Here is an 11,681-nt window from a genome sequence, read left to right as displayed (position 1 = left end):
AAAGAAGTTTGGATGATGGGGTGGTGCGTATGAAGTGGCGGATGCCGCGGCATCCGCCACTTCATATGACGCTGTTTACCAGCGGTAGTGCGCGAAGGCCTTGTTCGACTCGGCCATCTTGTGAGTGTCTTCACGACGCTTCACCGCGGCGCCGAGGCCGTTCGATGCGTCGAGGATCTCGTTGGTGAGGCGCTCGGTCATGGTCTTCTCACGACGTCCCTTGGCGTAGCTCGTGAGCCAACGCAGGGCGAGCGTGTTGGCGCGGTGAGGCTTGACCTCGACCGGCACCTGGTAGGTCGAGCCACCGACGCGGCGGCTGCGGACCTCGAGGGTGGGGCGGACGTTGTCGAGTGCCTTCTTCAAGGTGACGACGGCGTCTTGGCCGTTCTTGGCCGACACGCCTTCGAGTGCACCGTAGACGATGCGCTCGGCGAGGCCCTTCTTGCCATCAAGAAGGATCTTGTTGACGAGCTGGCTGACGATGGGGGCGCCGTAGACCGGATCGGCTACTACGGGGCGCTTGGGAGCTGGACCCTTGCGAGGCATTACTTCTTCTCCATCTTCGCGCCGTAACGGCTGCGAGCCTGCTTGCGGTTCTTGACGGCCTGGGTGTCCAGTGCGCCGCGAACGATCTTGTAGCGAACACCGGGGAGGTCCTTCACGCGACCGCCGCGGACCAGGACCATCGAGTGCTCCTGGAGGTTGTGGCCTTCACCGGGGATGTAGGCGGTGACCTCGGTGCCGTTGCTCAGCTTGACGCGAGCGACCTTGCGCAGGGCAGAGTTCGGCTTCTTGGGGGTCGTCGTGTAGACGCGGGTGCAAACACCGCGCTGCTGCGGGTTGCCCTTGAGGGCGGGCGCCTTGGTCTTGACGACCTTCGGGCTGCGTCCCTTACGGACCAGCTGCTGAATAGTGGGCACTAAGTAACTCCTTGTAATAACTGCACGGTGACAGTTGCATGATGGTTAGCATTCGACCGAACCTTGCGGTTCATCTCGAGTTCATCTGGACCCGGCAGATGCCGGGTATGCCGTGGGGGGCGATTACGAAATCACACCCTGAATATGCGAGGCGAGTGGCTTCCGACAACCACGAGGGCATACGGGAGCGCACGACAAAGCGCACACCTGCAAAATACTATCCCCGGTAGGCCTGCCGGTCAAATGAGTTTCGCCTGCAGCGCAAGGGTTCAGGCCCTCCGGGTGGCAGCCCAGACGGCCACAACGGCGATGCCGCTGAGCAGCGCCGCTCCGAGCACGAACGGGCTGGGCGCATAGGCCCCGATGAAGAGCACGAGCCACGAGACATCCGCCCTGATGAGCGAATACCCGACGGCCCCGATGATCAACATAACGACATAGACGGATGCCGCGGCAGCGAGCCCGGCGACGGTGGGCGCCGACCGCCCGCGCACCTTCAGGAGCGCGAGCAACGTGACGACGCAGGCACCGAGTACCATCGCCGGGCCGAGCAGCGGACCCGCGTCGCGTTGGGCGATCGCGTCGGCGTCGAGCCCGAGGCTCAGGAATCCCCACAGTGCGATGACGGCCGCGGCATAGGTCACCGTCGCGAGCACCGGCAGCATGCGAGGGTCGGGCGGGGGCGGAAGCTGCGGCGCGTCACCCATCGGGTGCTCAGTACCCGCGGGTCTGTGCCTGCTCGCGCTGGAACGTCTCGAGCGCTTCGGCGTTGCGCGCCTTGAGCTTGCGTCCGCGGCTGGCGATGATGGCGCCGGCCCAGATCGCGACCTCGCGCGCGACCAGCGCGGCGGCGATCGTGAACGGGCTCACCGTGCCGAGGCGGAACTGCTCGGCGGCCTCGGACGGCGTGAGCAGCACGACGCCGTTGACGACCAGCACTGTGGCGATGGTACCGAAGTAGACGAACAGCGCGACGAGGAGGCTGCCGATCACGTGCGCCCACCAGCCGGCGCGGTTCAGCAGCAGCGCGAGCACCACCGACCCGACGAGGAAGAACAGCGCAGGCACGTAGAACGCGGTCTGGCCGAGGAAGTCGATGAACAGCGCGTTCGAGCGGGAGCTGTAGATGATGACCATAACGATGGCCAGCACGACGAGGAACACGATGGTCGCGGCGAGAGAGATGAGCACTCCGAAGCCGCGGTTGTTCTTCTCGACGGGCTCCTGGGGCTTGTTGACGTAGACGACGTTGGGCTGCGAGGGCGCCGGGGCGGCTGCTGCTGCCGCCGCGGGGGTCACGGGTGCGACGTAGGGCGCTTCGCGCGGGGCCTCGTCGACGACGGCGGTGTCGCGCTGGGCCAAGGGCTCTTCGGGCGCGTACTCGGCTTCCTCTACGACGATCTCGTCCTGCTCGGCCGGGGGCGTGGAGTACTCGGTGGTCTTCGGGTCTTCGTCGACGGTCGCGACGACGGGCTCTCCGGTGTCGACGAGGCTGTCGTACACGGGGCTGTCGTACGAGGCGGTGTCGCCCACGGGCGTCTCGCCGGTGCGGGCCGAAGGCGTCTCGCCGGTGGCGTTATCGGCGGTGTTTTCACCGGTGGGGGTGTTCGGCTCGTCGGTCTTGTCGGCCATCGAAGTACTCCTCTAACAGGCCCGATCGGCCATCCAAATTGGTCGTGTCACTCTACCAACGGATATTTGCGGCGAGGCAGAGGCTAGCCGGTGGGAGGCGGAAATAGCGCTTGACGCCATCCGCGCCGGTCAACTACGGTTGACCGCCATGGACATGGTTGACCTCGCCCGACTGATCGGGACGCGCGGAGACGATCCGCTGGAAGCATTGCGCGCGCTGCATCAGCTGCGACTCGAATTGGCCCGCGCCGAGGTGGTACTGGTCCACCGGGCGCGAACGAGCGGCCTGACCGGCGTGCAGATCGCCGAGGCCTTGGGGGTCAGCAAACAGGCCGTGCACAAGAAGCACGGCGGGCGACGATTCGACGGCGCATCGTGAGCGACGTCACCTCGGGCGACACCGGCCTCTCCGCGCGACTCGACGAGCTCGTCAGACACTCCGCGCCCGCCGCGGCCGCCCTCGTCACCCCCGCCGGGTCGACGCTGGCGTCGCGCGGGGCCGGGCTGACCTCGGACTTCGAGATCGGGTCGATCTCGAAAGGCGTCACGGGACTGCTCTACTGCGACGCACTGAGCCGCGGAGAAGTCACGTCCAACTCCACGCTGGGTGACCTTCTCCCGCTGGGCGATTGCGCCGCCGCGCACGTGACACTCGCCTCCCTGAGCGTCCACCGGTCGGGGCTGCCGCGATTGCCGCGATCGGCGCACGCGATCCGGGGCACCGTCGAGGTGTGGCGACGGGGCACAAATCCGTATGGCGAAGACCTCGAGGCGCTGCTGGCGCAGGCCCGCGAGGTAGAGCCCGGTCCCCCGCGCGCCCGATACTCGAACCTGGGGTTCGAGCTGCTCGGGCACGCGGTCGCGTCGGCGGCCGGAACGAGTTACGCCGACCTGGTCCGCGATCGCATCGTCGCGCCCCTGGACCTGCGCAACACCTATGTGCCCGCAGATCCGAGCCAGGTGGGTCCCGACGCGGTCGCGGGCAGCAGCAGCACCGGACACCTCCGGCAGCCCTGGACGGGCGAAGCGCTCGGCCCGGCCGGCGGCATCCGGTCGTCCATCGCCGATATGGCGCGGCTGACGGCGGCCCTCCTGGACGGATCCGCGCCGGGCATCGACGCGCTCACACCCACGTCGCACTACGGTCCGCGGGTGGACATCGGCGCCGCCTGGATAACGGTCGAGATGTGGAAGGGCCGGCCCATCACCTGGCACAACGGTGGCACCGGCGGCTTCCGTTCCTGGATCGGCCTCGACCGCGCGGCAGGGACCGGCGCCGTCGTGCTGTCGGCGACGACCGCCTCGGTAGACCGGGCCGGCTTCGCGCTGCTCGCGGACTCGAAGAGCTGACGGCGCGCCTCCCGGCGTCGGCGGACATAGCGGCGAGCCCGAGCTGATACTTACTCGCTGTACTGGCCAAGCAAAGCGTAAATGTAGCCCGTTGTGGTCGCGGTCACTATGCCGGCGCCCTCCTCCTCTGTCCCCAAACTGCTTGAGTAAGACGTCACGAGGAAAAGGCGCTTGCCGCTCTGCAGCCCGCTGACGAAGTCGAGAACCGCTTGCGCGCTTCCCTTCACCTCGACGGAGATCGGCACGAGCACGAAGTTGTCTGACCCGACGAGCGGACTGGTCACAGCGGGCGGAGCGAGGGGGTCGACGTCGGGAGCGGCCTCCGCCGTTTCGCCCTCGGCGGGGGTCTCGGCGGTAGCAGCCGCAGGAACGTCGGCGGCAACCGGTGCGACGTAAGGCTGGGCATCAGATACCGCAATGGCACTGACCGTGACCCCCGCCGCATTAGCGAGAACGTTTAGGTCGTCGATGAAGGCCGACGTCTGCGCGGTCGCGGGGATGGAGCGTTGCAGAGTGGCAAGCTCGTCTTGCAACGCGGGCAGGTCTTCTTCTGCACGAGCGAGTTGATCGGCTGTCGCGCTCGTCAAGTCGTTCTGCGCTTCTACCGCCGCGCTCTGCTCGTTGGACGCACGCGCAGCGGACAGCTGCGGGTCTACACCGAGGAACCATCCGCCGGCGAGGATTGCGACCATTATTCCGACGGCGACGATGTTCCAGAGTCTGTTTCGCATTACTCGGCCTCTTCTTCCGGGGTGAATCTTCCCGAGTACGCTTCCGCGTTTATGTGCATTGTGATCGAAACCGTGTAGCTACCGTCCTCGACGATCGCGACGCTGTTCGGCACCGCGTCGACGAAGCCGTCGAGAGTCGCGAGACCGTTGAGCCACGTGGGAATCGACGGCAGCGTCGGGCTGGTTGCTTCAAACGTGAGCGTTCCGATGCGGGCCCCCTCGAGCGGAACCGCCGACTGAGCGTAGTCGGCGATTGGTGAGCCGGTTTCGATAAGGACAGAGGTGATGGCGACGCCGCCGGGAAGGGTCGCCTGGAGGTTGGTCAGGTAGGTCTTCCAGTCGACGTCGGTTGACCCACCCACCCTCTGTGCTTCCTCCGAGGTCGCGACATTTTCTTTAATGTCGCGCACCTGCGAGTGGGCGGCGAGCTCCGATTGCAGCCGGATCGTCTCGTCTTGCGCCGCGGCTAGGCCGGCGGCGGCGGAAACGTTGTGGACGAAGGCGGCACCGGTGCCGACGACGGCAATAAGCAGAGCACCGACTACCCCCAGCCACAGGGATCGCTGACGGGCACGTTGCTTGTGCTCCGCAGTGATCTCGGGGGGAAGGAGATCGGCGCGTGGCGCCGCGCCGAGGACCGTCGCACGCGCCGAGTTCTTCACACTCGGCGGTTTTGCGGCCCGGGGTTTGGAACCGCCGATAGGCCGTGTCAGGAAACTGCCTTTTTTCCCAGGCTGAGGGGTCGACGGTGCTTCCTTGCCGACGATTGCCATGTCGCTCATTTCTTACCCATCAGTGTGAGACCCAACACGGTGGCCACACTTGCTCGAGATGCTTCTAGCGCCTCACGGTCGACGGTCTTGTCGACGGTGAACCGTTCGAACGGATCGCTCTCCGAGACCGGGAGGCGCGTGATTTCCGAAAGCGCCGTCTGCAATCCCGCAAGTTGCGTCCCACCGCCGCTGACGACGATGCGGCTGATCGGGTCGCGTGGACGGGTGTGCGCGAAGAAGTTGATCGTGTTGCGAACGGTGTTCAGCAACTCGGAGGCGACCTCACGGATGATCTCCACCGCTGGACGCCACTCCAGCGAAGCATTCTCGCCGGTGAGTCCGAAAGCTAGCTTGACCTGATTGGCATTGGACACTTCCAGCTTCAATCGTGACACCAGGGTTTTGGTGACATCGTCTCCTCCGCTGGGAACTATGCGCACAAACTGCGGGATCCCGCTCTTAGCGACGACGATGCTCGTGGTGACCGCGCCGACGTGCACCATCGCGACGGTCTCTGGCGCGTCGCCCCGGGCGAGCAGCGCGCGCGACAACGCGAACGGGATGAGGTCGACCTCTAAGGGGTTGAGGCCGGCCGCCTGAGCGGCGCGCACATTAGCCATTACCGAGTCTTTCACCGCGGCTATGAGCAGCCCGTTGATCATCACCCCGCCCTCACCGACTTCCTCCGATACCGGATAGAAATCCAACAGCGCATCGGCCACCGGAACCGGCAACATGTCTTGCACCTGGAATGGCAAGGACTCTCGAATTTGCACGATGGGCATCTTGGGCACCGTCAAGTCGCGAGCGAGTACGCGCTGGCTACCGACCCCGAGTACCACTTGCTTCGATTTGAAACCACCGGCAGACCAGAGTTGCTTAAGCGCCGACGCGACGGTGTCGATCTCGAGGACTTCACCCCTTACAGCCGCCTCGGGGGGAAGCGCGATCTCGTGGTATCTCACGAGCACGGGTCGCTGCTTCGCGCGCTCGACGACTTCGGCTGCGCGAATAACGCGCGCGCCGATGTCGATTCCGACGACTGATTTTGCCATGTCTCTGATCCTTCTTCTAGTTCAGGCCGACGAGCGACAAGTAGCCATCGACGATCGGAGCTCCGGCATACACACCGACCCATGCGCCGGCGAGCATCCACGGGCCAAAGGGGATGCCGCTTTTGCGCGTGGCCTTGCCTATTGCGATAAGCAGAACCCCGAGCACTCCCCCGAGGATGAATGCCGCCGCCACTCCCACGATCAACTGCTGCCAGCCGAGAAACCCCAGAAACAGCCCGAGAACACCGGCCAGCTTGACGTCGCCGAACCCCATGCCGCCGGGATAAGCGAAGGCAAGGAGGAAGTAGAAGGCGAAGAGGATGGCCGCGCCAGCCACGGCGCGCAATAGGGGTTCCAGATCTCCAGACGCCCAGGCCGCCGCCCCGAGCAGAACGATTCCCACCGCGTAGGCCGGCAGAACTATCGCGTTCGGCAGTCGATGCGTGTCGAGATCTATCGCGGCGAGGGCGATGCTTATGCCCGCGAGATACAGGAACGCTACGAGCACCAGAACACCGGAAACAAGCGCGGTCGCCGGAGTGCCGCTGACGAACGGGTTGAATGCGACCGCCACCACCACGAAGAACGCGGTGGTCAGCGCTTCAACAATCGGGTAACGCGGGGAGATGGGTGCCGCGCAATCGCGGCATCTGCCGCGGAGCAGCAGCCAGGAGAGCACCGGCACGTTGTCACGGCGGCGTATCGGCGCACCGCACGCGGGACAGGCTGACGGCGGCGACACGACGGAGAGACTTCTAGGCACGCGATAGATCACGACGTTCAGAAAGGAGCCGACTACCGCTCCAAGCACGCCGCTCAGAACGAGCACAGGGACGCCGAGAGATGCGTATGGCATGGTCAACTGCCGTCCGGCTTGAATGCAGCGGGAACGTTGGCGAACTGGGTGACGCCATAGGTCGTGGATACCGGCGAGAGGAACTTGGGCGGGGCAGTCACGAGCAGGCGCTTGTCGTAGTTGTAGTTCTTGGCGTAGCCGGTCGACGGGGAAGTAGCCCCGGAGGCGGACGTTGAAACGGTTCCGCGATATTTTTGGGCTATGGCACCGTTTATTGTCAGCGTTCCTCGGTTCGACGAGCCCTTATCGTGATTCTGCACCATGAAGGTGTGGGCGACGGAGAGCAGCGCGGCGTTTATGGTGCGCCCACGGTCTCCGATCAGCGACGTTGAACCGTTCATCGGATTCCACACCCACACGGCGTTATTGCCGACGAGCCCGAGAATCGATTCGGCGGTGTCGACGTAGGTGATGTTACCGGTCACGTAAACATAGTTCTCGGCGGCTATCGTGAGTGCGCCGTCGAGTTGCCCTTTCACGTAGGCGTCGCCGTCTTTGCAGCCGTAGGCTGGGGCGTCGCTCGCAGAAGTGCTCGGGATGGTCTCATTCGTCAGCGGATACCGGGTGAACGTCGATCCCGAACCGAAAGACCACCCTTCGGACGAGCTACCCCTGTTATTGCAGGTGAAGTTCTGCGGGTCGGCGGTGCCCCAGTAGTTGGGATCGGAGCTCGCGGTCGGTACGTTCTGCACGAAGATGAGGTTGTAGTCGAGCACGTTGATTTCGGCGCCTCCGACGCTGCCCAGCGAACCGCTTGCGGTTCCCGGGGTCCCGCACTCTGCCGGCTTTGACGCCCCCGCCTTGGTCGATGCCGTTCTCGTGAACTTCGTATACGGCGACACGACGTTCATCTTGCCGCTCGCGAGAAGCGTGATGGTCGTCGGCCCCGTGTACAGACAGCCGGGGCGCGGAACGTCGTCGGAGAGGTCGTTGCGAGTCTCCTTCTTCATCTCGGCGTTGGTCGGCGGCATGGGAACAACCGAGTGATACAGCGGCCCGCTGCCGAATTGCCCCCTGGCGCTGCCGCAGCCGGACGGGCGAGTGTAGTTCGGTCTCTTCGTGCTGGAGGAGGTGACCGCGCCGTTAAACGTCGAACCGCACACGGTCATCTGGTCGTTCGAGTGCACCGGCCCGTTGAAAGTGTCGACCGCCAAGAAATTGATAGTGTCGCAATCCGTGCCGCGAGTCGGGGTCGCCCAGAGGTAGCGGGCGCAGTTCGTGCCGCCCGCAAGATCGGGATCGGCGGTCTCGAAGTCGGTGAGAAACAGGAAGTTGATGAAGCCCTCCTGTTTCAAGTCGGCAACCACGGTGCGGGTCACGTTACCTACCCTTCCCGTCGACCGGATCTTGACGACGCCGGATCGGTCATAGCTGGAGTTGTCGACCTCGTAACGGAACGAGGCGGTGGGGGGCACGGTGGCATCCCCGGTGGGAACGTCGGCCCACGATCCGGACGCCGATAGTCCAAAGGCGGGGTTGGTTAGGGCACCAGTGGGTAGGCTGACGCGGCTGCCCGTGGCGACGGTGAAAACCGAAGCCGGATTGCCGAACTTCTGGTACGTGCTGTCGTTCGAGAGTCGACTCTGGTACTCGGCCACCCCGGCGTAAGCCGCCGCCTCCGCCCCGATACGGTCTTGATCCGTGTCGGCGCGGGTCACTCCGCTGGTGGTAATGCTGAGCGAAGCCGCGATCATGATGATCATCACGAGACCGATACCGATCACGACGGCAAGCGCGTAGCCGCCGTCGCCGCTCGCCGCGAGTCGAGCGCGCTGAATAATACCTCTGGTCATGGCGTCGCCCTCTCGATGCCCACATTTGGCATCCCGACGGTATTGACGATCTCGACCGGCTTGGCGGTAGCGGGCGTAGCCGGTCGGATCCGCACCGATACGGTTATGGACGCAACGAGAGCTCGCTGGGTTTCGCTGAGCCCGGCACCCGGCGAGACCGGCGTATCGGTCGCGTCGAGATAGGTGAAGAGCGGGGTCGAACCGATCGGCGCGTGGATGCCCGGGTAGGTGACCGTGCTCGTGGGGGTCGAGGGGAAAACCCACGGGCTCTTGGTCGACGTGGTGGCCCACCGTTTCTCTACGATCTGCCCAGCCACGATGGCGAATTCCACCTTGGTTGGCTTGGGCACCGTGGGCGAGGTATCTACGTACGAGTACACCGTGAGGGCGTTGTCAGTGGCGGAGACCACCGCTGGCTGTGCCGCAGCCAGGCTCGTTGCGGGGATGGTGCTGGCCGACCGGATCACCTTGCTCAATTCGGTAACGATGGAGGAGGCGCTTCCCGCGCCCTCCCGGGCGGCCGTCACGGTGCCCGTGTTCCTCACGACCTGCACGAACGTTGTTCCGACGAGCACGAGAAGCAGTGCCGAGAGCATTATCGACACGAGCAGCTCGACGAGGCTCAGCCCCGCATCGTGGTGGGCGGCGGCTGGTGTGCCAGCGGCACGTTGGCGCATCATGGGACCCTCGGATCCAGGGTAAAAGGCCCGCCTACCGGCGTAAGAGTTCCGGTCGAAGACCTTGTGGAAAGCGACCACGTTCCGTAGGGAAGAGCAAGCAGAGCGGTTCCGGTTCCGGCAGTCGCAGCGAAGGTGTACGTCATCGCGACGCCGCATCCCGGGTCACCGCTGCCGGCTATCGGCGCGGCCGATTTCGCCACGAAAGTCGTGGCCGCTGTGTACGGAGCGCTGATCGCGCCCATCGGAATCGGCATGGGCGTCGAAGGGCCGCCGGGCGCACCAGCAACGTTGTCGAGCCGCGTGCCGGCGGGGCGCGATACGCCGAGCACCGTGCCGGCGGCCCAGGATGCCGGGTCGGGCGACAGGCACCCGGCTGCCGTTGTAACTCCCGCAGCATTGACCGTGGGCTTCGAATACTTGCCGGCAATTGACGAATAGCCCGACGGGAAGGGGTGCAGTCGCGCGGATGTCGGGGTGGGTCCAGAGACAACGTGCTGGCCATAGGTGCTGCCGAACGTGACGTCGAGGTCAATCGGAATCATGCGGTTCACCGGCTGGTTGCTCGCATAGCCCAGGGTGAAGGTCGCGGCGTTGTCATATTGAAACGGCGCGTTCAATGTGCTGCCCGCGGTGACGACTATCCCGGGCTGCACCGGATCAATCTGCTGCGCGTCGGTGACGTAGTTAGCCTTCGACAACTTCACTGAGTAGGTGCCGGGGGTTACTTTGAGGGCGTAGCTGCAGCCATCCTCGTCGGTCACCGAACTCGGTACGGCCGCTCCCCCGAGAGTCGCCGACACCGTGACTGGAATCCCCTTCACGCCCGTTCCGTCTGCGGCGAGAACGCGAACGAGAATGGTACCGAAGCTCGGGTCGTTGATGCGGCCGGTCGGCGCCAAAATCGTGTCGACTCGCACCGGACTGGCGGCGCCGATCTTCCCCGTCCAAGTGACAGTCACATTAACCCGTTTGTACTGCAACGCTCCACCTCCGATACCGCATCCGGAGGTTGACCCGGCTGCCGCCACCCAGCCCGTATCCCGCTTCCAGGCGTAGGTGACGCCATCGATGGTTTGGGTGCCCTCGTCGTCGAAAATCAGAAAGGGATCGCCCGAGGCGCGTGCTTTGTCGATCTGACCCGACGCGATGTTGCTCGCCACGACGCGCGCCTCCGAATCCGAGGTGAGCCGAAGGCTCGCCACCATCGACATGGCGACGCCGATGAAGATCACCGCGAAGATCATGAATGCGACGAGCACCTCGATGATGCCCATCCCGGAGTCGTCGGACGCCGGACGCACGCCGGTGGGCGTGATGGACATACGGACCCTTTCGACCGGACTGAAGGTGGCTTGGCTTTGCGCCGATAGACAAACGAGGCGCTGCCGCAGCAGCGCCTCGTTTGTGACTCAACTAGTGCCTACGGGCAGGAACCGGCTTTTACCGCTGCGCTCTGCGTGATGAAGAAGGTGTTCGCCGTGACGCCGGTCGCGTCAATGCAGAACGCGGTAGCGGTCGGCGTGGCCTTGAAGGCCAAGGTCGTGGTGTTGTCGGTGCTGCGGGTGAAACCATAGGTCCCGAGCACGGTGTCATTAAGCGTCGGAGTAGCCGCTGCAGAACCCTTATCGGCGTAGTACGCGACGACCGCGAGCTTGGCGTTGGTCAGGTCGGACTTGACGGCCGCATCTTTCGCGTTGTTCTGCACACCGATGTAGACGGGGATCGCGATGGCGGCGAGGATGCCGATGATGATGACGACGACGAGCAGTTCGATGAGGGTGAAGCCCTCTTCGCGCTTGATACCTGCGCGCCGGTCGTTGAGTGCTTTATTGAATTTGCTGAACATGTCGTGCTCCCTGTTGGAATGAAAAAATAAACAGGGCCCCCCTAA

Annotated in this window: 14 protein-coding genes; 2 read left to right on the top strand and 12 right to left on the bottom strand. The window is 64.6% G+C overall.

The window, feature by feature from the left end; all coding sequences use genetic code 11:
• Positions 1 to 75: 75 nt before the first annotated feature.
• From rpsG to IEV96_RS13960, 4 genes are all read right to left on the bottom strand, one after another.
• Positions 76 to 546 (bottom strand): 30S ribosomal protein S7, encoded by a 471-nt coding sequence (gene rpsG / locus IEV96_RS13975; RefSeq protein ID WP_130981948.1) that lies wholly within the window; start codon positions 544 to 546, stop codon positions 76 to 78.
• On the bottom strand, positions 546 to 920 hold the full coding sequence (gene rpsL, locus IEV96_RS13970) for a 30S ribosomal protein S12 (protein WP_184232704.1): 375 nt from the start codon (positions 918 to 920) through the stop codon (positions 546 to 548). The genes rpsG and rpsL overlap by 1 nt, the downstream gene beginning before the upstream one ends.
• A gap of 269 nt (positions 921 to 1,189) precedes the next feature.
• A complete protein-coding gene (locus IEV96_RS13965) occupies positions 1,190 to 1,627 on the bottom strand; it encodes a DUF6121 family protein (protein WP_188511378.1) in 438 nt (145 codons plus the stop codon).
• Positions 1,628 to 1,634: 7 nt separating this feature from the next.
• Positions 1,635 to 2,552 carry a tripartite tricarboxylate transporter TctB family protein gene (locus tag IEV96_RS13960; protein WP_188511377.1) on the bottom strand — a complete coding sequence of 306 codons (918 nt, stop codon included), beginning with the start codon at positions 2,550 to 2,552 and terminating at the stop codon, positions 1,635 to 1,637.
• 148 nt (positions 2,553 to 2,700) lie between these two features.
• Here IEV96_RS13960 and IEV96_RS13955 point away from each other — a divergent pair, with 148 nt between their 5' ends.
• Both IEV96_RS13955 and IEV96_RS13950 read left to right on the top strand, forming a co-directional pair.
• Positions 2,701 to 2,931, top strand: a complete 231-nt coding sequence (locus IEV96_RS13955) for a hypothetical protein (protein ID WP_188511376.1) — start codon at positions 2,701 to 2,703, stop codon at positions 2,929 to 2,931.
• The gene (locus tag IEV96_RS13950) at positions 2,928 to 3,902 is read left to right on the top strand and encodes a serine hydrolase domain-containing protein (protein WP_188511375.1); all 975 of its coding nucleotides are present in this window, start codon (positions 2,928 to 2,930) and stop codon (positions 3,900 to 3,902) included. The genes IEV96_RS13955 and IEV96_RS13950 overlap by 4 nt, the downstream gene beginning before the upstream one ends.
• Before the next feature lie 50 nt (positions 3,903 to 3,952).
• Here the strand turns inward: IEV96_RS13950 and IEV96_RS13945 are convergent, their stop codons facing one another.
• The 8 genes from IEV96_RS13945 to IEV96_RS16815 form a co-directional block, all read right to left on the bottom strand.
• Complete coding sequence (locus IEV96_RS13945) at positions 3,953 to 4,633, bottom strand: hypothetical protein (RefSeq protein ID WP_188511374.1); 681 nt, start codon at positions 4,631 to 4,633, stop codon at positions 3,953 to 3,955.
• Positions 4,633 to 5,415 (bottom strand): PilN family protein, encoded by a 783-nt coding sequence (locus IEV96_RS13940; protein WP_188511373.1) that lies wholly within the window; start codon positions 5,413 to 5,415, stop codon positions 4,633 to 4,635. Before IEV96_RS13940 ends, IEV96_RS13945 begins: the two co-directional genes overlap by 1 nt.
• Positions 5,412 to 6,461, bottom strand: a complete 1,050-nt coding sequence (gene pilM / locus IEV96_RS13935) for a type IV pilus assembly protein PilM (protein ID WP_188511372.1) — start codon at positions 6,459 to 6,461, stop codon at positions 5,412 to 5,414. Before pilM ends, IEV96_RS13940 begins: the two co-directional genes overlap by 4 nt.
• A gap of 16 nt (positions 6,462 to 6,477) precedes the next feature.
• Positions 6,478 to 7,317 carry a prepilin peptidase gene (locus IEV96_RS13930; protein WP_188511371.1) on the bottom strand — a complete coding sequence of 280 codons (840 nt, stop codon included), beginning with the start codon at positions 7,315 to 7,317 and terminating at the stop codon, positions 6,478 to 6,480.
• A 2-nt stretch (positions 7,318 to 7,319) separates the two neighbouring features.
• Complete coding sequence (locus tag IEV96_RS13925; protein WP_229733422.1) at positions 7,320 to 9,020, bottom strand: hypothetical protein; 1,701 nt, start codon at positions 9,018 to 9,020, stop codon at positions 7,320 to 7,322.
• A gap of 86 nt (positions 9,021 to 9,106) precedes the next feature.
• Positions 9,107 to 9,790, bottom strand: a complete 684-nt coding sequence (locus tag IEV96_RS13920; RefSeq protein WP_229733421.1) for a PulJ/GspJ family protein — start codon at positions 9,788 to 9,790, stop codon at positions 9,107 to 9,109.
• Positions 9,787 to 11,112: a type II secretion system protein gene (locus IEV96_RS13915; RefSeq protein ID WP_188511368.1), complete on the bottom strand. Its 1,326-nt coding sequence runs from the start codon at positions 11,110 to 11,112 to the stop codon at positions 9,787 to 9,789. Before IEV96_RS13915 ends, IEV96_RS13920 begins: the two co-directional genes overlap by 4 nt.
• Before the next feature lie 98 nt (positions 11,113 to 11,210).
• Positions 11,211 to 11,636, bottom strand: a complete 426-nt coding sequence (locus IEV96_RS16815; protein WP_308419490.1) for a type IV pilin protein — start codon at positions 11,634 to 11,636, stop codon at positions 11,211 to 11,213.
• Positions 11,637 to 11,681: the final 45 nt, after the last annotated feature.

This window comes from Conyzicola nivalis, from assembly GCF_014639655.1.
In the GTDB taxonomy this organism is placed as follows: domain Bacteria; phylum Actinomycetota; class Actinomycetes; order Actinomycetales; family Microbacteriaceae; genus Conyzicola; species Conyzicola nivalis.
Note: the sequence above shows the minus strand (reverse complement) of the source record. Positions and strands in the feature narration are given on the sequence as shown.